Annotated in this window: 17 protein-coding genes; 10 read left to right on the top strand and 7 right to left on the bottom strand. The window is 70.8% G+C overall.

Annotation, left to right across the window (positions count from 1 at the left end):
- Positions 1-95 precede the first annotated feature (95 nt).
- Positions 96-1,322 (top strand): pyridoxal phosphate-dependent aminotransferase, encoded by a 1,227-nt coding sequence (locus M3667_RS02240; protein WP_285837336.1) that lies wholly within the window; start codon positions 96-98, stop codon positions 1,320-1,322.
- A gap of 255 nt (positions 1,323-1,577) precedes the next feature.
- Here the strand turns inward: M3667_RS02240 and M3667_RS02235 are convergent, their stop codons facing one another.
- Complete coding sequence (locus tag M3667_RS02235; RefSeq protein ID WP_251504420.1) at positions 1,578-2,003, bottom strand: Rv3235 family protein; 426 nt, start codon at positions 2,001-2,003, stop codon at positions 1,578-1,580.
- A 518-nt stretch (positions 2,004-2,521) separates the two neighbouring features.
- Between M3667_RS02235 and M3667_RS02230 the strand changes: the two genes are divergently transcribed.
- A complete protein-coding gene (locus tag M3667_RS02230) occupies positions 2,522-4,018 on the top strand; it encodes a sensor histidine kinase (RefSeq protein WP_144828773.1) in 1,497 nt (498 codons plus the stop codon).
- A 146-nt stretch (positions 4,019-4,164) separates the two neighbouring features.
- Here the strand turns inward: M3667_RS02230 and M3667_RS02225 are convergent, their stop codons facing one another.
- The gene (locus tag M3667_RS02225; RefSeq protein ID WP_013583608.1) at positions 4,165-4,413 is read right to left on the bottom strand and encodes a WhiB family transcriptional regulator; all 249 of its coding nucleotides are present in this window, start codon (positions 4,411-4,413) and stop codon (positions 4,165-4,167) included.
- 214 nt (positions 4,414-4,627) lie between these two features.
- Between M3667_RS02225 and M3667_RS02220 the strand changes: the two genes are divergently transcribed.
- On the top strand, positions 4,628-5,017 hold the full coding sequence (locus M3667_RS02220; protein ID WP_251504416.1) for a histidine kinase: 390 nt from the start codon (positions 4,628-4,630) through the stop codon (positions 5,015-5,017).
- Between the two features lie 55 nt (positions 5,018-5,072).
- On the opposite strand, the gene bcp is transcribed toward M3667_RS02220, so the two are convergent.
- Genes bcp through aroA form a run of 3 tightly spaced genes read right to left on the bottom strand, consistent with a single transcriptional unit; the run spans position 5,073 to position 7,948 of the window.
- The gene (gene bcp, locus M3667_RS02215) at positions 5,073-5,546 is read right to left on the bottom strand and encodes a thioredoxin-dependent thiol peroxidase (RefSeq protein WP_144828768.1); all 474 of its coding nucleotides are present in this window, start codon (positions 5,544-5,546) and stop codon (positions 5,073-5,075) included.
- Positions 5,543-6,601 carry a ribosome small subunit-dependent GTPase A gene (rsgA, locus tag M3667_RS02210; RefSeq protein WP_144828765.1) on the bottom strand — a complete coding sequence of 353 codons (1,059 nt, stop codon included), beginning with the start codon at positions 6,599-6,601 and terminating at the stop codon, positions 5,543-5,545. The genes bcp and rsgA overlap by 4 nt, the downstream gene beginning before the upstream one ends.
- 3 nt (positions 6,602-6,604) lie before the next feature.
- Complete coding sequence (gene aroA, locus M3667_RS02205; protein ID WP_251504414.1) at positions 6,605-7,948, bottom strand: 3-phosphoshikimate 1-carboxyvinyltransferase; 1,344 nt, start codon at positions 7,946-7,948, stop codon at positions 6,605-6,607.
- 112 nt (positions 7,949-8,060) lie between these two features.
- On the opposite strand from aroA, the gene M3667_RS02200 reads away from it, so the two are divergent.
- From M3667_RS02200 to M3667_RS02175, 6 genes are all read left to right on the top strand, one after another.
- Entirely contained in the window at positions 8,061-8,663 is a 603-nt protein-coding gene (locus tag M3667_RS02200; protein WP_251505038.1) for a sigma-70 family RNA polymerase sigma factor, read from the top strand.
- Positions 8,660-8,902, top strand: a complete 243-nt coding sequence (locus tag M3667_RS02195) for a zf-HC2 domain-containing protein (protein WP_251504411.1) — start codon at positions 8,660-8,662, stop codon at positions 8,900-8,902. The genes M3667_RS02200 and M3667_RS02195 overlap by 4 nt, the downstream gene beginning before the upstream one ends.
- A 57-nt stretch (positions 8,903-8,959) precedes the next feature.
- Entirely contained in the window at positions 8,960-10,258 is a 1,299-nt protein-coding gene (locus tag M3667_RS02190; protein ID WP_251504408.1) for a GNAT family N-acetyltransferase, read from the top strand.
- Between the two features lie 84 nt (positions 10,259-10,342).
- Positions 10,343-12,850: a bifunctional lysylphosphatidylglycerol flippase/synthetase MprF gene (locus M3667_RS02185; RefSeq protein ID WP_251504406.1), complete on the top strand. Its 2,508-nt coding sequence runs from the start codon at positions 10,343-10,345 to the stop codon at positions 12,848-12,850.
- Entirely contained in the window at positions 12,847-14,142 is a 1,296-nt protein-coding gene (locus tag M3667_RS02180) for a hypothetical protein (RefSeq protein WP_251504403.1), read from the top strand. Before M3667_RS02185 ends, M3667_RS02180 begins: the two co-directional genes overlap by 4 nt.
- Positions 14,143-14,203: 61 nt before the next feature.
- Positions 14,204-15,502: an esterase family protein gene (locus M3667_RS02175; protein ID WP_251504401.1), complete on the top strand. Its 1,299-nt coding sequence runs from the start codon at positions 14,204-14,206 to the stop codon at positions 15,500-15,502.
- A gap of 135 nt (positions 15,503-15,637) precedes the next feature.
- On the opposite strand, the gene M3667_RS02170 is transcribed toward M3667_RS02175, so the two are convergent.
- Positions 15,638-19,330, bottom strand: coding sequence for a multifunctional oxoglutarate decarboxylase/oxoglutarate dehydrogenase thiamine pyrophosphate-binding subunit/dihydrolipoyllysine-residue succinyltransferase subunit (locus M3667_RS02170; protein ID WP_251505035.1), 3,693 nt, complete (start codon positions 19,328-19,330; stop codon positions 15,638-15,640).
- Positions 19,331-19,478: 148 nt separating this feature from the next.
- Between M3667_RS02170 and M3667_RS02165 the strand changes: the two genes are divergently transcribed.
- On the top strand, positions 19,479-20,939 hold the full coding sequence (locus M3667_RS02165) for a GuaB1 family IMP dehydrogenase-related protein (protein ID WP_251504398.1): 1,461 nt from the start codon (positions 19,479-19,481) through the stop codon (positions 20,937-20,939).
- On the opposite strand, the gene M3667_RS02160 is transcribed toward M3667_RS02165, so the two are convergent.
- Complete coding sequence (locus M3667_RS02160; protein ID WP_251504396.1) at positions 20,929-21,963, bottom strand: glycoside hydrolase family 76 protein; 1,035 nt, start codon at positions 21,961-21,963, stop codon at positions 20,929-20,931. The genes M3667_RS02165 and M3667_RS02160 overlap by 11 nt on opposite strands.
- Positions 21,964-22,077 lie beyond the last annotated feature (114 nt).

Here is a 22,077-nt window from a genome sequence, read left to right as displayed (position 1 = left end):
ACGGCGTGTCGGGCGCCGGATTCGCACGACGGTTCCGCCGCGGGCGGGCCACCGGGTGTCGATTGGCTCCGAAGAGGCGGGGATATCCTGAACCGATGAGCCCGCTGCGCCCCCTCGACCAGTCATCGAAGCTGAAGGACGTCCTCTACGAGATCCGCGGAGAGGCCCTCGTCGAGGCCGATCGTCTGGAGGCCGAGGGGCACGCGATCCTCAAGCTCAACACCGGTAACCCCGCCATCTTCGGCTTCGAGGCCCCGCACCAGATCGTGCGCGACATGATCGCGTCTGTGCCCAACGCGCACGGCTACAGCGACAGCCGCGGCATCCTGTCGGCCCGTCGTGCGATCGTGTCGCGCTACGAGCAGGAGCCCGGCTTCCCGCACCTCGACCCCGACCACGTGTTCCTGGGCAACGGCGTGTCCGAGCTCATCACGATGACCATGCAGGCGCTGCTCGACGAGGGCGACGAGGTGCTCATCCCCGCCCCCGACTACCCGCTGTGGACGGCCATGACGAGCCTCGGCGGCGGAACCCCCGTGCACTACCTGTGCGACGAGGCGCGCGAGTGGCAGCCCGACCTGGAGGACATCCGGTCGAAGGTGACCCCGCGCACCAAAGCGATCGTGGTCATCAACCCGAACAACCCCACCGGCGCGGTCTACTCGCGCGAGGTGCTCGAGGGGATCGCGGCGATCGCGCGCGAGCACTCGCTGCTGCTGCTGTCGGACGAGATCTACGACCGCATCCTGTTCGACGGGGCCGTGCACATCCCGATGGCGACGATCGCCCCCGACCTGCTGTGCCTGACCTTCAACGGCCTGTCCAAGACCTACCGCGTCGCTGGCTACCGTTCGGGGTGGCTCGCGATCACGGGCCCCAAGGACCACGCGCAGGGCTTCCTGCACGGCATCAATCTGCTGGCCTCGACGCGCCTGTGCCCCAACGTCCCCGCGCAGTTCGCGGTGCAGGCGGCGCTGTCGGGGGTGCAGTCGATCGACGCGCTCATCGCCCCGTCGGGTCGTCTCCACGAGCAGCGGGATGCCGCGTGGGAGGGCCTCGAGGCCATTCCGGGTGTCTCGTGCGTCATGCCGCGCGGCGCGCTCTACGCCTTCCCGCGCTTCGATCCCGACGTGTACGAGATCCCCGACGACGGCAAGTTCGTGCGCGACTTCCTGGTCGCCGAGCACGTGCTGCTGGTGCAGGGCTCGGGCTTCAACTGGCCGGCGACCGACCACGTGCGCATCGTCACGCTCCCCGAGGCGCGGGTCATCAGCGACGCCATCGAGCGGCTCGGCAACTTCCTCTCGACCTGGCGGCCGTGACGCGGATGTCGTGACGCGGACGGGGTGACCCGCATGCCGTAACGCGGTTGGGGTGCCCCGCATGCCGCGACGCGGATGCCGTGACCCGCATGCTGTGACCCCGGATGCCGTGAGCCCGTCGACCCACGGCGTCGATCTGGCCCCGCGCCCGGCCCGTCGGCGTCGGTTCGGGCGGTCGAGGCCCCGCCGCAGCGCCGACCGGTCCGACCGCACGGCTGCGGAGCTCGCCGGTGGCGGACCGGTCGCCGCGACGGGTCACATCATGCCGAGCGAGGTGACGCGCCACCGTCCGTCGAGGCCCTCGATCCGCATGGCCAGGGCGCGGGTGCGCGCCCGCGCAGAGGCCGTCACGGTGGCTTCGATGATGCCGTCGCCGGGGGAGGAGAGGCGCACGCGCTGCACCTCGTAGACGTCGTAGAGACTGAGCACGCGCCGGGCGCTGCGCGCGCGGGCCGACAGGTTCTTGATGGTACAGAGGCGATCGAGCACGTCTTCGGACATCCAGCGCGTGAGCTGCTCCGCTCGGCGCACCCCGGCGAGGACCTCGAACGCCCCGCGCGCGACGTTTCGCGTGAACACCGCCGGTGGCGGAAGCTGGGCGGTCGGGGTGCGCTGCCGATCGAAGAAGTCGGGGTCGGATGGAGCGGTCGGGGTGAGGCGAGCTGCGGGCTTCGGTGACATGGATTTCCTCCGGGCTGTGGTGCGGCAGCGAGCGGGGGGTGGTGCCGACAGTAGGCGACCCGCGCGGGGCGACGACGTCGCCGGGGTCATCTGTGGACGACACGCCACAGCGCGCGGAATGGGGAGAATCCGCGGCGCACGGGGTTCGGGAGGGGGTCGACCGCCGCGCGGAGGAAGCCGGCAGAACCGCTCCCACCCTGACCCGGCCAGGTCTCGCCGCTCGCCTTGTCCCCCGTTCTGGGGGACGGGGGAGTTCACCTGCGACCCATGCGCCTCTTGGACGGCCGTGCCCCGGGGCTGGGCCCGCCGTGCCCCGGGGCCGGACCGACCGCCCGTCGTGGGGGAGTGACGATCGGTGACGACGGCGTGCGAAGTCCGTCATGTACATGTATACATGCGTGAGAGGTGCGGCGCCCGGCCGTGGCGGGTGAAAACCATCGCCCGAGGGTTGAATCTCAGCGCCGCGCGGGCCCGCGCGGTCGGCACACGCCGTGGACCCGGCGTGGTTGACTGAGACGGTGTCGACACTGAGTGAACTCGTCTACGCCCAGGGCCGCTCCAGCGAGGCGGACGTCGAGTGGCTGCACCGGCTCGCGGGTGACGGGCAGTTGCTCGCCGACCTCGCGTTCGCCGACATCGTCATCTGGGTTCCCACCCCCGACGATTCGTTCGTCGCGGTGGCGCACACCCGGCCCGGGGGAGCGGCGACGCTGTTCTACCGCGACATCGTCGGAGACCGCGTGCGACCGCAGTGGCGCACCCAGGTGCGCGACGCCTTCCAGAGTGGACGCATCGTCGACTCCGCATCGCCCGACTGGTTCGAAGAGACGCCCACGCGCGTGCGCGCGGTGCCGATCGTGCGCGAGTTGTCGCGCGAGGGCCACGCCGTCACCACGGTCGGCGTGCTCACCCGCCACACCAACCTCGGTGAGACGCGCACCCCCTCGCGTCAGCAGATCACCTTCAACGACTGCGCCGACGACCTGTTCGGCATGATCTCGTCGGCGGAGTTCCCCGACCTCGCCGCCCCCACCGCACCGCGTCGCGGAGCCCCGCGCGCCTCGGACGGGCTGATCCGTCTCGACGTCGACGGCATCACGACCTTCGCCAGCCCCAACGCCCTCTCAGCGTTCAACCGCATGGGCTTCGACGACGAGCTCGAGGGCGAGTCGCTCGCCGAGGTGACGGCACGCATCCTCCCGGCCAAGCGGCAGGACGTCGACGAGTCGCTGCCGGTGGTCGTGAGCGGGCGCGCACCGTGGCGTGCCGATATGGAAGCACGGGGCGTGCAGGTGTCGCTGCGTACCATTCCGCTGCGCGATCGCGGCACGCGCATCGGCGCGATCGTGCTGAGCCGCGACGTCACCGAGATCCGCCACCAGGAGCAGGAGCTCATCACCAAAGACGCGACGATCCGCGAGATCCACCACCGCGTCAAGAACAACCTGCAGACGGTCGCCTCGCTGCTGCGCATCCAGGCGCGTCGCACCCACTCCGACGAGGCGCGCGACGCCCTCACCCAGGCGATGCGCCGCGTCTCGGCGATCGCCGTCGTGCACGACACCCTGTCGGAGGGGCTCGCCCAGAACGTCGACTTCGACGACGTCTTCGCGCGCGTGCTCAAGCTGGTCGCCGAGGTCGCCGCCGCCCCGAACACCCGCGCCCGCACGCGCACGACCGGTCAGTTCGGCACGCTGCCGAGCCAGTTCGCGACGCCTCTCGCGCTCGCCCTCACGGAGCTGGTGACCAACGCCGTCGAGCACGGGCTCGCCGGTCAGGAGGGCGACGTCGAGATCGCCGCGGAGCGCAACGGCGAGATGCTCGAGGTCAGCGTGCGCGACACCGGCGTCGGCCTCCCCGAGGGGCAGGTCGGTCGCGGTCTGGGCACGCAGATCGTCCGCACCCTCATCCAGGGAGAGCTCGGCGGCACGATCGACTGGCACACCCTCATGGGCAGCGGCACCGAGGTCACGATCGAGATTCCGCTGCGCTACATCGGCGGCGCGTCGGCCTGAGCCCCGCGGCATCCGTTCCGATTCCGAATGCCGCGTGCCGGCGCTTTCCGCGCGGGACGGCGCCCGGACCCGAGACGAATTCTCGAGGGCCCCGAAACGCGGAGAAGCCCGCCCCGGGGGGCGGGCTTCTGCCGAAGACGCTGTCATCAGGAGGCGCGGCGGGCGCGGGCGGCGCGGCGCTTGAGCGCGCGACGCTCGTCTTCGCTCAGGCCGCCCCACACGCCCGAGTCCTGACCGGACTCGAGGGCGTACTGCAGGCAGACCTCGGTGACGGTGCAGCGTGCGCAGACCGATTTGGCCTTCTCGATCTGATCGACCGCGGGGCCGGTGTTGCCGACCGGGAAGAACAGTTCGGGGTCGACGGTCAGGCAGGCTGCTTTGTCGCGCCAATCCATAGAGGTGCTCCTTGTAACAGAAATTTCAGACGATTCGGCACCGGGATTCGGGTCCGGTACCCTGGTGGGAACGCGAGCGATTGCTCGCCCCACTTCGCTGTGGGAGCACACGGCTTGTTCTATGCTCCCATAGCGATTCCGCCTGATCAAGAGGTAACCGCGAGGTTTCCGGAACGTAACGGCGCGGAGCTGCGCGTCGAGGAGGCCATTCCCGATGCCCGTTCGTCTCGCGGCAGCCGCACTCCTGGGCCTCGAAGCCCTCGGCATCCTGGCCCTCGCCGGATGGCAGACGGTCGCCCTCATCGGCGGCGACACCGACTCCGCCGTGAGCTCGATCGCGCTCATCGTGCTGACCGTGATCGGTGCCGTGGCGGTCGCCGGATTCGCCGTGGCGACCGCGCGAGACGTGTCGGCCGGGCGCTCGGGCGGCATCGTGACGCAGCTGCTCATCCTGTCGGTCGCGATCGGTGCGATCACGGGGGAGTGGGCCGCCCCCTTCGTGGCCCTTCTCATCGCGCTGCCCGCGATCGTCGGCCTCGTGCTGCTCTTCCTCGCCGTTCGTGGTGCCGCACCGCGCCGCCGCGACGCCGACACCGACGTCTGAGAACGACGGAACCCCGCCGACCGCGGGCGCGGGGCGGGGTTGCGGATGCCGTGGCTCAGGCCGCGTCGACGCCGAGCTTCTTGCGCAGTCGCGCGACGTGCCCGGTGGCCTTGACGTTGACCATGGCCTCGACGACGGTGCCCTCTTCGTCGATGACGAACGTCGAGCGCAGCACGCCGGTGATGGTTTTGCCGTAGTTCTGCTTCTCACCCCATGCGCCGTAGGCCTCGTGCACGGCGTGGTCGGGGTCGCTCAGCAGCGGGAAGGTGAGCCCGTCGCTGTCGCGGAAGGCGCGCAGCTTCTCGGGGGTGTCGCGCGAGACGCCGAGCACCGTGTAGCCGGCGCCCTGCAGCGAGGCGAGGCTGTCACGGAAGTCGCAGGCCTGCGTCGTGCACCCGGGCGTCTGCGCCGCGGGGTAGAAGTACACGATGACGCGGCGCCCGCGGAAATCGCTGAGCGATACGGGGTGCTCGTCTTGGTCCATCAGGGTGAAGTCGGGCGCGGCGGAGCCGGGTTCGAGGTTCGTCACCCCTCCAGCCTAGAACGCTCGATGCCCTGGAACGTCGTCAGCAGGCGCTGCAGCGAGTCGAGTCGCGCGGCGGCACCGGGTCCGAGTCGGCCGGATTCGACGGCCTCGATGATCGCGCAGTCGGGGGCGTCGGGCAGGTGCGTGCAGCCACGGGGGCATTCCTCGGCCACCGCGGCCAGGTCGGTGAAGGCGCCGAGCACGTGCGCGGGATCGACGTGGCCGAGGCCGAACGAGCGCACGCCCGGGGTGTCGATGACCCAGCCGCTGCCGGCCGGTCCGCGGTAGCGCAGCGAGACGGCCGACGACGAGGTGTGGCGCCCGCGACCGGTGACCGTGTTGACGTGACCGATCGCGCGTTCAGAGCCCGTGAGGGCGTTCACCAGCGTCGACTTGCCGACGCCCGAGTGCCCGACGAAGACCGTGGAGTGCCCCGCGAGGGCCTCGCCGATCTCGTCGAGCGGCATCTCGCCCTGCGCGCTGGTGAACACGCGCAGGTCGATGCCGACGAAGTGCGCGAGGAACTCGGTCGGGTCGGCGAGGTCGGTCTTGGTCACCACGAGCAAGGGGCGGATGCCGGCGTCGAGCGCTGCGACGAGGTAGCGGTCGACCAGTCGCGCGCGCGGCTCGGGGTCGGCCGCGGCCACCACGACGAGCATCTGGTCGGCGTTGGCGACGATGACCCGTTCGACCTGATCGGTGTCGTCGGCGCTGCGGCGCAGGAGCGAGGTGCGCTCCTCGAGGCCGATGATGCGGCCGAGCGTTCCCTCGTCGCCGGAGAGGTCGCCGACGACCTTGGCGCGGTCGCCGTTGACGATGGGCTGCTTGCGCAACTCGCGGGCGCGGGTCGCGAGCACACGGCGCTCGTCGGGGCCGTCTTCGTCGACGAGCACGGTGTAGCGGCCGCGGTCGACGCCGAGCACCCGCGCGATCTGCGCGTCGGCATGGGCGGGACGACGCTTCGTGCGCGGTCGGTTGGCCTTGGGGTTCGGGCGGACCCGGATCGACGACTCGTCGAACTCCAGGTCGTCGTCGTCATCGTCGTCGAGCCAGCTCATCACTCAGTCGCCCGTCGCATCCGCGCCCAGCATGGCCTGCCACAGGGCGGCGAACTGGGGGAGCGTCTTGGCCGTGGTGCCGATGTCGTCGATGCGCACGCCCGGCACGCGCAGGCCGATCAGCGCGCCGGTGGTGGCCAGGCGGTGGTCGTGGTGGGCCTTCCACTCGCCGGCGCGCAGCGGGCGGGGGACGATGCGGATGCCGTCGTCGAGCTCGTGCGCCTCGCCGCCGAGCGAGCGCAGGTTGCCGACGAGGGCCGCGATGCGGTCGGTCTCGTGGCCGCGGATGTGGCCGATGCCGTGCAGCGTGGAGGGTCCGTCGGCGAAGGCCGCGAGCCCGAAGAGCGTGGGGGCCAGTTCGCCGGCCGCCGACAGGTCGAGCTCGACGCCGACGATGCCGTCTTCGCCGCCGGCAACGGTCAGTGCGCCCCCGCGGCGGCTCACGCGAGCGCCCATCTCGGCGAGGATGTCGACCAGCAGAGCACCCGGCTGCGTGCTGTGCAGGGGCCATCCCGTGACCGTGACCGAGCCGCCCGTGACCATCGCGGCGGCCAGGAAGGGAGCTGCATTGGAGAGGTCGGGCTCGATCGCGACGTCTTTCGCGCGCACCGGCCCCGCCGGCACGATCCACTCGCCCGGCGCGGGGCGCTCGACGTGCACGGCGCGGTGGGCGAGGGCCTCGACGGTCATGTCGATGTGGGGAACGCTCGGCAGGCGCGAGCCGACGTGGCGCAGGTGCAGACCGACGTCGAATCGGGGGGCGGCCAGCAGCAGGCCCGAGACGAACTGACTCGACTGGCTCGCGTCGATCTCGACCTCTCCGCCGCGGACGTGACCGTGCCCGCGCACCGAGAAGGGGAGCGACCAGTGGCCGCCGTCGTCGATGTCGACGCCCACATCGCGCAGGGCGCGAATCATCGCACCCATCGGGCGGTGCAGGGCGCTCTCGTGGGCCGTGACGTGCACGTCGCCACGGGCGAATCCCGCCAGCGGGGCGACGAAACGCATGACCGTGCCGGCCTGGCCGCAGTCGACCGTGCTGTCGCCGGCGAACGACGACGGGGGAGTCACGAGCAGATCGGGACCGAAGGGCGAGTCGGTCTCGATCTCGTCGATGCCGACGCCGAGCGCGCGCAGGGAGTCGATCATGCGCGCCGAGTCGTCGGAGTGCAGCGGTGCATGCAGCGTGCCGGGCCCGTCGGCGATGGCGGCGAGCACGAGCTCGCGATTGGTCAGCGACTTCGACCCGGGCACGGTGACAGTGGCCTCGACCGCACCCCGTGCGACGGGCGCGTCCCATTCGCCACGGGGAGTGTCTGCGGAAGGGGAATACCCGAGGGGAGTCATCGGTTCCTAGCCTACTGAAAGGGGACGACACGTGACCGCACTTCTCGAGCTCGACCGCACGGCGACAGCCGTCCCGGTGGTCGTCGACGCGCCCGACGTAGACTGGCGCGCGATGAACGACACCGCAGACGCCGGCCCGCAGGCGGAGCCCCGCGCACAGTTCGAAGAGCAGGCCCTGCCCTTCATGGATCAGCTCTACGCCGCGGCCATGCGCATGACGCGCAACCCCGCCGACGCTGCCGATCTGGTGCAGGAGACCTTCGTCAAGGCCTTCGGCTCGTGGGCGACGTTCACGCAGGGCACGAACCTCAAGGCGTGGCTGTACCGCATCCTGACGAACACGTACATCAACACGTACCGCAAGAAGCAGCGCGAGCCCTACCAGAGCGCGATCGACGACCTCGAGGACTGGCAGCTCGGCGGAGCCGAGTCGACCACCGCGAGCAGCGCCCGTTCGGCTGAGGCCGAAGCGATCGACCACATGCCGGCATCCGTCGTCAAAGACGCGCTGCAGTCGATCCCCGAGGATTTCCGGATGGCGGTGTACCTCGCCGACGTCGAGGGCTTCGCCTACCAGGAGATCGCCGACATCATGAAAACCCCGATCGGTACGGTCATGAGCCGTCTGCACCGCGGCCGGCGGCTGCTGCGCGACCTGCTGTCGGATTACGCCAAGGAGCGCGGTATCAAGGCCGCGACGGGAGAGAAGAAATGAGCGACTGCGGCTGCGACAAGGCGCGACGTGACCTCGAGGAGTACCTGCGCAACGAGGTCTGCAAGACCGAGGCGAAGGACATCCGGGAGCACCTCGAGAGTTGCCCCGGATGCCAGGACGAAGCCCTCGTGGCGCGCACGCTGACCGATGTGGTGGCGCGGGCGTGCAAAGAGACGGCGCCCGACGAGCTGCGCGACCAGGTGCTCTCGCGCCTGCGCGCCATTCAAGCCACGCACTGAGCCGGCCTCGGTCGCCGGTCGCCCGGCGATGTCGGACGGTGTCCCTAGGCTGGGGGCATGGCATCCCTCGACACTCTGACGCTGCCCCTCGACCAGACCTCCGGCGACGACCTCGCCGCCTCGGGTCTCGAGTACCGACGGGTCGACGCCGACGGTGACGACTTCCGCCCGTTCCTGCAGGCCGTCAACCGCGGGTTCCTCGGCGCGGAGTCGACGGATGCCGAGGTCGACAACTCGCGGCTCACGCTCCGCACCCGCCGTCTGACGGGGGTCTTCGATCGCGCCGGGGCCGTCCCCGCCATGCCGGTGGGGACGATCGACTCGTGGGCGACCGAGCTGACCGCGTCTCCCGGTCGCACGATCGACCTCTGGGCCATCAGCGCGGTCACCGTCGCCCCGACGCATCGGCGCCGCGGGATTGCGCGCGCCATGCTCGGCGGAGAGCTGCGCACGGCCAAGGCCGCCGGGTTCGCCCTCGCGGGCCTCACGGTGACCGAAGCGACGATCTACGGCCGGTGGGGCTTCTCGCCCGCGGCGTGGGCCTCCGACGTCGTCGTCGACACGCGGCGTGCGCGCTGGACGGGGCCGCAGGCTCCGGGGCGTCTCGACTTCGTACCGAAGGACACACTCGTCGAGCGCCTGCATGCCGTGCACGAACGGGCGCGGGTGAGTCAGCCCGGAGCAGTGCCCGGCTGGGACGGCCGTTGGCGCGGTCTGGCCGGTCTGGCCCCCGGCGACAAGGCGGCCGAGCGCGTGCGCGCGGTGGTCTACCGCGACGCCGAGGGTGTCGAGACCGGCATCCTCGTCTACACGATCGACGAGCGCGACGACTTCTCGGCGCACGATCTCGAGGTGCGCACGCTCTTCGCCGCCGACGCCGACGCCTACGCCGCACTCTGGCGCTTCGCGATCGAGCACGATCTCGTCGGGCGGGTGAAGGCGTGGCTGCAGCAGCCGGTGCCGCCCGTGCAGTGGATGGTCGACGACCGCCGGGCCGTCACCGCGACCCCGACCGACCACCATTGGCTGCGCGTGCTCGACGTTCCCGCGGCGCTCGCCGCGAGAGCGTACGCCGCGCCCCTCGATCTCGTGCTCCGCATCGACGACCCGCTCGGGCTCGCCGACGGCACGTGGCGCGTGACGATCGGCGGTGACGGAGAGGCCGCGGTCGTCCCCACCGACGACGATGCCGCCGTGGAGATGACCGTGGGTGCGCTCGGCTCCCTGCTGCTCGGCGGCGTCCGCGCCACCGAGCTCGCGGCGGCCGGCCTGGTGAAAACGGGGATGAACGAGTGCGCGGCGCTCGATCGCGCGTTCACCGCCGCCGTCACGCCGCACCTCGACATCTGGTACTGATCCGCGTCGCGGGCGCGGCCGCTATCGGCGCATGATGGTCATCTGATCTGGGCCCTCATAGGAAACAGCAATACGATGCCGCCGATGTCCGAAACTGCTGCGCCCTCGCTCGAGGAGCGATCTTCCACGCGCCTGGGTGCGGTGAGTTCCGCCCTGCGCCGATACGTGCGCGCGAATCCCGTCGCCGTGTGCGCCGCGGTGCTCGTGATCGCCGCCGCCGCCGCGACGGGGTCGCTGTGGAACGAGGACGCCCTCGTCTGGGGCGCCGGCCCCCTTGCGACCTTCGGCAGTGGTCGGTGGTGGACGCTGCTCACGGCCCTCGTCGTGCCCGACTCGACCATCGACGCGGCGTCGTCGGTGCTGCTGGCCCTCACCGTGCTGGCGTACGCCGAACGGCTGCTCGGGTCGCGCCGTACCGCGGTGCTGCTGTTCGTGATCGGTTTCAGCGGACTCCTCGTCGGGATCGGCCTGCATGCGGCCGCGTGGACGGTCACCGACCTGCGCCCCGTGGTCGCCGCCGAGGTGCCGGTGCTCGACCCGACCACTCCCATCGCGGGCGCCGTCATGGCCGGCACGGCCTTCGCCCCTACCCTCTGGCGACGACGCGTGCGCCTGATCGGCTTCGCGCTGCTGGGCATGTTCGCCCTCTACGCCGGTGATGCCGACTCCTGGTACCGCCTCAGCGCCGCCGTCATCGGCCTGCTCTTCGGGGCCGTCCTGGCCCGCGGGCGCGAGCGCCGGTCGTGGCACCGCAGCTCGACCCGCGAGACGCGCACGCTTCTGGCGCTGCTCGTCGCCGTGGTCGGCAGCGGTCCGATCGTGGCGCTGGTCAGCGGCGGGGGGCGCGGTCCGCTCTCGCTCGTCGTCGAGGCGTACACCCAGTACGACGACGAGATCCTCTCGCAGTGCGGGAGCGTCGCCTCCTCGGTCTGCGACGAGCAGATCGCCCTGCTGATGACCCGCGGGGCCGGTCCCGCCCTCCTGGCGATCGTGCCACTCGTGCTGCTGCTGGTGGCCGCGTGGGGCCTGCGACAGGGGCGCCGCTCGGCCTGGGTGCTGGCGACCGTGGTGCTTCTGGCATCCGCCGTGCTCCCGATCGTCTCGCTGCTCGACGGCCGGCTGCGCATCGACCCGTGGGTCGACGGCAGCGGCGCGGAGTACGTGCTCTGGGCGGTGGCATCGATCGTGCTCCCTCTCGTGCTCGCGGCGGCACTGTTCGTCGCCCGTGCGCGCTTCCCCGTGCGCGCGACCCGCCGTGCCGCCCGCACCGTCGCCGTGGCGCTCGTGGTCGCCTTCATCGTGTGCGCATCGACCCTGTTCGTGGTCGAAGCCGTGGGGCGACGCGCATTCGACCGCGAGGTCTCGGTGCTCGACCTGGTCGGATTGACGCTGCGCCGCTTCCTTCCGCCGGCGTTCGCGCATCCGGGCGGCGGAGCCTTCCCGCACGGGGGCCCTGCTCTCTTCGCCTACCAGTGGATCGGCGTGCTGTTCTGGGCGATCGTGGTCGCGGCGATCCTGTGGCTGTACCGCCGCGCGCGGCGCCCCGACGCGGGCGACGAGGCCCACTACCGCGAGCTGCTGCGTCGCGGCAGCGACACCCTCGGGTTCCTGGGCACGTGGGAGGGCAACCGCCACTGGTATTCCGACGACCGGGAGTGCGCCGTGGCGTACCGCCTCGTCGGCGACGTGGCCCTCGCCGTGGCAGACCCCCTCGCGCCCGAGGGGCGGCGGCCCGAGGCTTTGCGCGCCTTCACCGACTACTGCGTCGAGCACGACTGGACACCGGCGTTCTACAGCATCCACTCCGACACGCTCGACGACCTCGCGTCGCTCGGCTGGCGCCACGTTCCGGTGGGTGTCGAGACGGTCATGGACCTCCCCGGCCTGACCTTCGCGGGCAAGACCTGGCAGAAGGTGCGCCAGCCCCTCACCCGCGCCGAGCGCGAGGGTTACACCGCCGTCTGGTCGCGGTGGAGCGAGCTCACCGTGGCGCAGGCCTCGCAGGTGGTGGCGATCGACGAGGAGTGGGTGGCCGACCGCGCGCTCCCCGAGATGGGCTTCACGTTGGGCTCGCTCGACGAGTTGCGCGATCGCGACGTCCGGCTGCTGCTCGCCGTCGGACCCGACGACCGGATCGAGGCCGTCACCAGCTGGATGCCGAGCTGGACCGACGGGGTGATCACCGGCTGGACCCTCGACTTCATGCGGCGTCGCACCGATGGCCAGAACGGCATGATGGAGTTCCTCATCGCCAAGGCCGCCCTCGAGCTGCAGCAGGAGGGCGCTGTCGTGCTGAGCCTGTCGGGCGCACCCCTGGCCGACGACCCCGACGAAGAGGCCGACGACGACCCCGCTCTGCTGCGCGCGCTGCTGCGGTGGCTGGCCGAAGTGCTCGAGCCGGCGTACGGTTTCGCGTCGCTGTTCCGCTTTAAGGGCAAGTTCCGCCCCCGCTACCGCCCCCTCGCCCTGGCCTACCGGGATCCCCTCGAGCTGCCCGCGATCGGTGCCGCCGTCGGGCGCGCCTACCTGCCCGACGCGTCGCGCCGGGAGATGGTCGCCCTCGCCCGCACCGCATGGGAGGGGCGTCGGTGACGAAGCTCCTCCTGAACGCCGAGCTCATCGACTCGCCCCTGAAGGCCGTGTGCGCCCTCGTCGCCCTCGCCGGCGTCGGCGCACTCCTGATCTGGGCACCCCGTCGCATCCTCCGGATCGTGATCATCTCAGCGGGCGCCGGCATCGTGATGTACGTCGTCGCCCGCATCCTCAGCGCCGCGGAGGTCTTCGACGGCCCCCTTCCCGTGGGCGCCTCACGGTGGGCCGCCCTGGCGGTGGCGGGAATGGCCGCCGGAGTCGTCGGCATCGCCACCGCGCCCTGGGGCCGTCGCCTCGTCGGTGCCGTGGTCGTCATCGCGTCGTTCCTCACGGGGTTCCTGGGCGTCAACTCCTCCTACGGCATCACGCACACCCTGGCCGCCGTCTGGGGCGTTCAAGCACTCGATCACGCCGAATTGCCGAGCATCGGAGACGGGGGGAAAGAGGGGGGACTGACCTGGCAGAGCTGGACGCCACCCGCCGACATGCCCTCGATGGGAACGGTGAGCGCCCTCACCGACGATTCGCGCATCCCGTCCGGTGACTTCAAGGCGCGGGATGCTTCGCTCTATCTGCCGCCAGCAGCGCTCGTCCCCGATCCGCCCGCGCTGCCCCTGATCGTCTTCATGATGGGGCAGCCGGGCTCTCCCGACCCGACGAGCCTCGCGAAGGCGCTGAACGACTACGCGCAGAGCCACAACGGACTCGCTCCGATCGCGATCGTCGCGGATCAGACGGCCTCCGGCGATTGGGACCCCTCGTGCGCGGACTCCGAGAAGTACGGTCCGGTGGCCACCTACATCAACGAGCTCGTTCCCGAGTGGGCGACCTCCCACCTCAATGTGACGACCGACCATCGCCTCTGGGTGCTCGGCGGATTCTCCAACGGAGGCTCGTGCGCAGCGAAGTGGGTGGCCGAGAAGCCCGACGTTTGGGGCAACCTGCTCGATGTGTCGGGCAATGAGTTTCCAGGCTCCGAGCACCCCGATGAGACGATCGCCGATGTCTTCGGCGGCGACAAAGCGGCCTTCGAAGCGGCGACGCCGGCGGCGATCATGTCGCGGACGCCCGCCTCGGCCTACGCCGGGCACACCGCCATCTTCACGTGGGGCGAGATGGACGGCACGTTCGGGCCCGGCCAGCAGCGCAACGCGATCGCTGCAGCAGCGGCAGGCTTCGCGGCGGTGAAGTACGTCGTTCCGGGCGCAGGTCACGACGGACCCGCCCTCGACGGGGCGCTCGCCTACGCGATCCCCCTTCTGGGGCCGGTGCTGGGACTCGCTCCCTCGTGACGCCCGATCCGAGAAGACGAAGCGATGCACACGGGCCAGGACAAGTAGGGGGTGAGGATCGGTGAACAAGTTCATCCTCTCGTTCGAGCTGATCAACAGCCCCCTTCTCGCCGTCTGCAGTGCCGTCGCGGTGCTGGGCGTCATCGCCGTCCTCGTGTGGCCGCGGCGTCGGTTGACCCTCACGCTCTCGATCGGGGTCGGCGCCGGCGTGGTGATGTTCATCGTGGCGAAGGTGCTGGAGGCGATGAACACCTTCGAGGGCCCGTTGCCGGGTGCGTCGGTGTGGTGGGCGGCCGGGGCGGTCGCAGCGATCGGTGTCGGTTTCGTCGGTATCTTCCGCCGCCCGTGGGGTCGTCGACTGGTGGGCTCGGTGACGGTGGTCGCAGCGCTCGGCGCGGGAATCCTGGGTGTGAACGCATCCTACGGCGTCACGCACAATCTCGCTGCCATTCTGGGCGTGCAAGCGCTGGATCCGGCGACTCTCCCGGCGAAGACCACGTCCACGGCGGATCCCGCAACGCTCTACCAGACGTGGTCGCCGCCGGTGGACATGCCCGCGACGGGGTCGGTCAGCGCCTTGACCGGTGCCACGAAGATCCCCACCGGGCAGTACGCCGCCCGAGACGCCTCGTTGTACCTCCCGCCGGCGGCACTGGTGGCGAACCCACCCGCCCTTCCACTCATGGTGTTCATGATGGGGCAGCCGGGGTCCCCCGACCCCACGGCGCTCGCCAAGGCACTGGACGCGTTCGCAGCGAAGAACAAGGGCCTCGCTCCGATCGCGATCGTCGTCGACCAGCTCACGGCGCCGGACCGCGACCCCGCGTGCGTCGACTCCTCGACCTACGGTGCCGTTGCGACCTACATCAACCAGCTGGTGCCGCAATGGGCCGAGCAGAACCTGAACATCGTCGCCGATCATCGCTATTGGACCATCGGCGGGTTCTCGAACGGCGGCTCGTGCGCGGCGATGTACGGCTCCAAATACCCCGCGATCTGGGGTCAGATGCTGGACGTCATGGGCAACGAGTTCCCCGGGTCGGAGCACGTTCCTCAGACGGTCGCCGATGTGTACGGCGGCGATGCCGCGGCGTTCCAGGCGAACAAGCCCTCGGTGATCATGGCTTCCGCACCCGCGGGCACCTATGCCGGCCACACCGCGATCTTCACGTGGGGGAGCCTCGACACGACCTACGGGCCGGGTCAACAGGCGAACGCCGCGGCGGCTCAGGCGGCGGGCTTCACGGTCTTGACCTATGTCGTGGAGGGGGCAGGGCACACGGGCGAGGCGCTCGACGGCAGTCTCGCGTACGCGATCCCCGCCCTCGCGCCGGCGCTCGGGCTCGCCGCTCCCTCCTGATTCCGACAGGGCCGGTCGGGAGGGACCCACAGTGACTCCCGTGTCCCGGGAGTGTCCTCGCACGCCCCACGGCCACGGCATCCGGAAACGACGAAGGGGCCCCGCCGGTCGGCAGGGCCCCCTCGTTCGCGAAGGTCAGCGCGCGAGCGCCTCGTTCATGATCGCGGCGTGCTCGTTCGCGTGCACCTTGGGCGAACCGGTCGCCGTCGAGGCGGCGGCGGCACGCGAGATGCGACGCACCGGGCGGCCGTCGAGCTTGTCGGCGACCTCGAGGGCGATGAACGGCCACGCGCCCTGGTTCTCGGGCTCGTCCTGCACCCACGCCAGCTCGGCGTTCGGGTACTGCGCGAGCACCGTGTTGAGCTCGTCGATCGGGGCGGGGTAGTACTGCTCCACCCGCACCAGGGCGATCTCGGGGTTCGGGTTCTTCTCGAGCTCGGCGCGCAGGTCCCAGTGGATCTTGCCGGCGTGCAGGAGCACGCGCTTCACAGCGCCGCGGTCGAGACCGCGGTCGTCGTCGAGCACCGGCTCGAACCGACCCTCGAGGAAGTCCTCGACGGGGCTGGTCGCCCCGCGCAGACGCAGCATCGCCTTCGGCGTGAAGACGACGAGCGGACGACGGGGGCGCTGGTACGCCTGACGACGCAGCAGGTGGAAGTACGACGCGGGGGTCGAGGGGCGCGCCACGATCATGTTGTCTTGCGCGCACATCTGCAGGTACCGCTCGATGCGTGCCGACGAGTGGTCGGGTCCCTGTCCTTCGTAGCCGTGGGGGAGCAGCAGCACGACGCTCGACTGCTGCGCCCACTTCTGGTCGGCCGACGAGATGAACTCGTCGATGACCGACTGCGCGCCGTTGGCGAAGTCACCGAACTGGGCTTCCCACAGCACGAGGGCGTCGGAGCGCTCGACCGAGTAGCCGTACTCGAACGCCATCGCGGCGTACTCGCTGAGCAGCGAGTCGTAGACCCAGAAGCGGCCCTGGTTCTCGCTGAGGTTCGCCAGCGGCAGCCATTCCTGACCGTTGTCGCGGTCGTGCAGCACCGAATGACGCTGCACGAAGGTGCCGCGGCGCGAGTCCTGACCGGCCAGGCGCACGGGCGTGCCCTCCATCAGCACCGAACCGAAGGCGAGGAGTTCGCCGAAGGCCCAGTCGATGTTGCCGTTGCGGCTCATGTCGAGACGCTTGTCGAGCAGCTGCTGCAGCTTGGTGTGCACCGTGAAGCCGTCGGGCTTGTTCACGAAGGCGTCGCCGATGTGCTGGACGACCTCTCGCGAGACGCCGGTGGTCTCGGGAGCACCCACGGCGGGCTCGTTGGCCGCGTCGGTCGTGACGACGGGGTTGGTGCCCGTCTCGGCCTCGTGCGTGTCGGCGAAGGCCACCTCGAGGCGGCGCTGGAAGTCCTGCTTCGCCTGCTCGTACTCGTCTTCGGTGATGTCACCGCGGCCGACGAGCGACTCGGTGTACAGACGGCGGACCGAACGCTTGGCCTCGATGAGGTTGGTCATCAGCGGCTGGGTCATCGAGGGGTCGTCGCCCTCGTTGTGCCCACGGCGGCGGTAGCAGACGAGGTCGATGACGATGTCGCGGTGGAACTCCTCGCGGTACATGAAGGCGAGTTCGGCCGCGCGCACGACGGCCTCGGGGTCGTCGCCGTTCACGTGCAGGATCGGCGCCTGGATCGTCTTGGCGACGTCGGTGGCGTACACCGAGGTACGGGCGTCGGTGGGTGTGGTGGTGAAGCCGACCTGGTTGTTGACGACCACGTGGATCGTGCCGCCGGTGCGGTAGCCGCGCAGCTGCGACATCTGCAGCGTCTCGACCACGACGCCCTGACCCGCGAATGCGGCATCGCCGTGCACGAGGATGGGCAGCCACGAGAACGTGCCGATGGGCTTGCGGTCCTGCTTGGCGCGCACGATGCCTTCGAGCACGCCGTCGACGGTCTCGAGGTGCGAGGGGTTGGCCGCCAGGTACACCGGGAGCTCGTGTCCCTCGTCGCCGACGAAGGTGCCCTCGGTGCCGAGGTGGTACTTCACGTCGCCCGAGCCGCGCTTGCTGCCGATCGCGACGGCGCCCTCGAACTCGCGGAACACGTGACCGTAGGTCTTGCCCGCGATGTTGGTGAGCACGTTGAGGCGGCCGCGGTGGGCCATGCCGATCGCGGCTCCGTCGAGGCCGGTGGAGGCCGCGCCCTGGAGGATCTGGTCGAGCAGCGGGATCAGCGACTCGCCGCCCTCGAGGCTGAAGCGCTTCTGGCCGACGTACTTGGTCTGCAGGAACGTCTCGAACGCCTCGGCCTGGTTCAGCTTCGACAGGATGCGCAGCTGCTCGTCGTGGCCGGGCTTGGTGTACTTGACCTCGATGTTGCTCTGGAACCACTGGCGCTGGGCCGGGTCCTGGATGTGCATGTACTCGACGCCCATGGTGCGGCAGTACGAGTCGCGCAGCACGCCGAGGATGTCGCGCAGCTTGGCGACGCGCTTGCCGCCGAGGCCGTTGGTGACGAACTCGCGGTCGAGGTCCCAGAACGTCAGCCCGTGCGACTCGATCTCGAGGTCGGGGTGCGTGCGCTGGACGTACTCGAGCGGGTCGATGTCGGCCATGAGGTGGCCGCGCACGCGGTAGGAGTTGATGAGCTCCTGCACGCGCGCGCTCTTGTCGATGCGCTCGGAGATGTCGACGCTGACGTCGGCCGCCCAGTGGATGGGGGCGTAGGGGATGCGCAGCGCGGCGAAGATGTCGTCGTAGAAGCCGCGCTCTCCGATGAGGAGCTCGTGCACCTTCTTGAGGAACTCGCCCGAACCGGCACCCTGGATGACGCGGTGGTCGTAGGTGCTGGTGAGGGTGATCGTCTTGCCGATCGCCAGCTCGTTGAGCGTCTTGGTGCTCGCGCCCATGAACTCGGCGGGGTAGTCGAGCGCGCCGGCGCCGATGATCGCGCCCTGACCGCGCATGAGGCGGGGCACCGAGTGCACGGTGCCGATGCCGCCGGGGTTGGTCAGCGAGACCGTCGTGCCCTGGAAGTCGGCGGGGGTGAGCTTGTTGGAGCGGGCGCGACGCACGAGGTCTTCGTACGAGGCGAGGAACTCGCCGAAGCTGAGCGTGTCGGCGCGCTTGATGCTGGGGACCAGCAGGGCGCGCGAGCCGTCGGGCTTGGGCATGTCGATCGCGATGCCCAGGTTGACGTGCGCGGGTGCCACGACCGAGGGCTTGCCGTCGATCTCGGCGTAGTAGACGTTCTGGCTCGGGAACTCCTTGAGCGCCTGGATGAGCGCCCACCCGATGAGGTGGGTGAAGCTGACCTTGCCGCCGCGCGTGCGCGACATGTGGTTGTTGATGACGATGCGGTTGTCGATCATCAGCTTCGCCGGGATGGTGCGCACGCTGGTCGCGGTGGGAACCGTCAGCGAGTCGTCCATGTTGGACGCGAGGGCCTTCGGCATTCCCTTGAGGACCGTCACGCGGTCTTCTTCGGTGCTCTGGCCGGCGGCGGAGGGCACCGTGCTGGGGGCCTGCGCCGGGATGGGCTGCGGCTTCGCGGGCTTCGCCGTGGTGCGGGCGACGGGTGCCTGACCGACCACGGGGATGGGGGCCGTCACCGGCTTGGGCTCGGACCCCGACTGCGCCTGCGGCGCGGAGGGCGGGGGAGCGGCGGCGGAAGACCCGTCGACGACCGGGTGGTACGCCTCCAGGATCGGCCACCAGGCCTTGTCTACGGAGTGCTTGTCGACTTTGAACTGTTCGTAGAGTTCGTCTACGAGCCACTCGTTCGCGCCGAACTCGCCCTCGCTCGAAGTACCGACGCCCGTCACCTGGCTCGACACAGTCGATCGCCTGCTTTCCTCGATGAAGATTCCTGTGGATGCGCCGACGTCGCCGTCCAACGCGTCTTCCAGCCTAGCCGAGGTTTCTGCGGGCATCCGGGGGCTTTACGGGGCCTTTACTTTCGAATGGTGTGATGGGGTGGATGCCATGGAGTTCTCCGGTGCCCAGCCCGATGTCGATCTGACCTACTCGGACGTCTTCCTCGTTCCCCGTCATTCCGAGGTGCGCAGCCGCCTCGACGTGGACCTCGCCCCCGCCGACGGCAGCGGAGCGACCATCCCCCTCGTGTCCTCGAACATGAACTCGGTGACCGGCACGCGACTGGCCGCGACCCTCGCACGTCGCGGCGGACTCGGCGTGTTGCCGCAGGACATGCCGCTGCCGCGCCTGGTCGAGGCCATCGGCCACGTCAAGGCGCAGCCCGTGGCATGGGACGCCCCGCTGGTCTTCCCGCCGTCGGCCACGGTCGCCGACGCGCGGCTCGCCCTGCCTCCCGTGCCGGGCCGCGGAGTGATCGTCGCCGACCAGCGCGAGGGAGGGATTGTCGATCTCGCCGGGTTCCGGGGGATCGTCTCGGCGCAGCGCCTGGCGACGGCCCTTCCCGACGCCCTGCTCGGCGACATCGCCCGCAGCGACGCTCCCGTCGTCGAGGTCGAGCGCGTGGGAGACCCGCGCGCGGTGTTCTCCCTCGTGCAGTCGGCGGGCGCCGACATCGTCGCCGTGGTCGAGGGCGATCGCGTCGTCGGCACGCTCTCGGCGCGCAGTGCGCTCCGCGACTCGGTCTACCGCCCCGCGGTCGACGCCGACGGCCGCCTCATCGTGGCCGCCGCGGTGGGCGTCAACGGCGACGTGGCGACCAAGGCCCGCGCCCTCGCCGCGGCCGGGGTCGACGTGCTGGTGGTCGACACCGCGCACGGCCACCAGGCCCAGATGCTGCGGGCCCTGCGCGAGGTGGCGGCGCTGGATCTCGGCATCCCGATCGCCGCCGGCAACATCGTCACCGCCGACGGCGTGCGCGACCTCACCGACGCGGGCGCCACGATCCTCAAGGTCGGCGTCGGCCCGGGCGCGATGTGCACGACCCGCATGATGACGGCCGTCGGGCGCCCCCAGTTCTCGGCCGTCCTCGAGACGGCCGAGGCGGCGCGGGCGGCCGGGGCGCATGTCTGGGCCGACGGCGGGGTGCGCTACCCGCGCGACGTGGCCCTGGCGCTGGCGGCGGGCGCGGCATCCGTCATGATCGGCTCGTGGTTCGCGGGCACCATCGAGGCGCCGGGGCGCCTGCGCACCGACGAGGCCGGGCGGCTCTACAAGGAGTCATGGGGCATGGCTTCCACGAAGGCGGTGCAGGGGCGCTTCGGAGCGCTCGACCCCTTCGAGCGGGCGCGCAAGGAGCTGTTCGCCGAGGGGATCTCGTCGTCGCGGATCTACCTCGACCCCCAGCGCCCGGGTCTCGAAGACCTGCTCGACATGATCACCTCGGGCGTGCGCTCGTCGTTCACCTACGCCGGGGCGGCCACCGTCGCCGAGTTCCACGAGCGCGCACGGGTCGGCCTGCAGTCGGCCGCCGGGTACGAAGAGGGAAAGGCGCTCCCCGTCAGCTGGTGAGCAGGCGGTCGAGGCTTGCCGCGGCCTCGAGCGTGATCCAGGCGCCCATCTGCACCGAGAGGTCGAGGTCGTCGCCGTCGGCGGTGGCCGCACGGCGCGGGTCGGCCGGGAACAGCCCCTCGCGCCGGCCCTCCCACAGGGCGTCGGCATTGCGCTCGACCAGGCGGCGGGCCGCGCGTGCGGCGGCGTCGCCCTCGGCATCTTCGCTCTCGGACAGCTCCACGGCCGCATCGGCGAGGTAGCGGGCCAGGATGCCGCCGAACAGGCCTCCGTCGCCGCCTCCGGCCGCGGGGAAGAGGCCGTCGTCGTCGGCGCACCAGCGCTCGACCGCGAGCACGAGCTCGCGCGCCCGGCGCACGTGCCTCCACGCGGCGTCGGTCTCGTCGATCGCCGACTCGCCCAGCAGCAGCTCGAGGGCGATCGTGGCGCCCTGGTTGTAGGTCCACAGGTCGGGGCGCACCGCGTCGTGCTCGATGCCGTCGCGCACGAGACCGGTGGCCTCGTCGTCGAGGATGGATGCCATCCAGTCGGCGAGTCGCTCCGCCTCGGCCCGGTGGCCGGTGAGGGCGAGCACCATCGCCCCCGGCGCGTTCGCGGGGGCGTTGTACAGCGCGCTGCCGACGCTCCACGGCAGGGCGCCGACTCTCGGGTCGATCGCCTCGTGCAGAACGCCGGCGATCTTGCGGAACGCGCGGGGGTTGGCGCGGCTGGAGAACAGTCCGAGACCCATCCAGGCGATGTCGTCGTAGAACGGCGTGGTCCAGCGCCCGATGGTGCGCAGGGTCACGCCGCGGCCCAGTCGTCGCAGGAGCCGGCGGCGGCGCGGATCGGGGCGGTTGCGCTCGGCGTCGGCGAGCACGTGGATCAGATGGGCGTGCCACCAGTAGTGCCACGTCCGGGCGGTGCGGGCGTCGGCGACCGAGGCGTGCGCCCAGGCGACGGGGCCGTAGCGGTGGAGGTAGCGATCGAGCACCGCTCTTTCCGCGGCGGCGGCGCGGTGCTGCGCCGGGGTGTCGGCATCCATCCGCCCATCCTCCCCGCTGCGAAAGACCTGCACGAGACGGATGCCGCAGGCCCCGGGCTGCAATAGAATCGACGTCACGATGGACGACCCTCCCAGTTGTAGACCCAGGCCCCA

Source organism: Microbacterium sp. P26 (assembly GCF_023712585.1).
GTDB classification, from domain to species: Bacteria; Actinomycetota; Actinomycetes; order Actinomycetales; family Microbacteriaceae; genus Microbacterium; species Microbacterium algihabitans_A.
This window is presented reverse-complemented; position numbering and strand designations above follow the sequence as displayed.

What these genes read in the sequence shown, in the direction of transcription:
- M3667_RS02160 (WP_251504396.1), bottom strand. Translation starts at nt 21,963, where the DNA reads ATGGATGCCGACACCCCGGCGCAGCACCGCGCCGCCGCCGCGGAAAGA.
- M3667_RS02225 (WP_013583608.1), bottom strand. Translation starts at nt 4,413, where the DNA reads ATGGATTGGCGCGACAAAGCAGCCTGCCTGACCGTCGACCCCGAACTG.
- M3667_RS02235 (WP_251504420.1), bottom strand. Translation starts at nt 2,003, where the DNA reads ATGTCACCGAAGCCCGCAGCTCGCCTCACCCCGACCGCTCCATCCGAC.
- M3667_RS02240 (WP_285837336.1), top strand. Translation starts at nt 96, where the DNA reads ATGAGCCCGCTGCGCCCCCTCGACCAGTCATCGAAGCTGAAGGACGTC.
- M3667_RS02165 (WP_251504398.1), top strand. Translation starts at nt 19,479, where the DNA reads ATGGAGTTCTCCGGTGCCCAGCCCGATGTCGATCTGACCTACTCGGAC.
- M3667_RS02220 (WP_251504416.1), top strand. Translation starts at nt 4,628, where the DNA reads ATGCCCGTTCGTCTCGCGGCAGCCGCACTCCTGGGCCTCGAAGCCCTC.
- M3667_RS02195 (WP_251504411.1), top strand. Translation starts at nt 8,660, where the DNA reads ATGAGCGACTGCGGCTGCGACAAGGCGCGACGTGACCTCGAGGAGTAC.
- M3667_RS02190 (WP_251504408.1), top strand. Translation starts at nt 8,960, where the DNA reads ATGGCATCCCTCGACACTCTGACGCTGCCCCTCGACCAGACCTCCGGC.
- M3667_RS02185 (WP_251504406.1), top strand. Translation starts at nt 10,343, where the DNA reads ATGTCCGAAACTGCTGCGCCCTCGCTCGAGGAGCGATCTTCCACGCGC.
- aroA (WP_251504414.1), bottom strand. Translation starts at nt 7,948, where the DNA reads ATGACTCCCCTCGGGTATTCCCCTTCCGCAGACACTCCCCGTGGCGAA.
- M3667_RS02200 (WP_251505038.1), top strand. Translation starts at nt 8,061, where the DNA reads ATGAACGACACCGCAGACGCCGGCCCGCAGGCGGAGCCCCGCGCACAG.
- rsgA (WP_144828765.1), bottom strand. Translation starts at nt 6,601, where the DNA reads ATGAGCTGGCTCGACGACGATGACGACGACGACCTGGAGTTCGACGAG.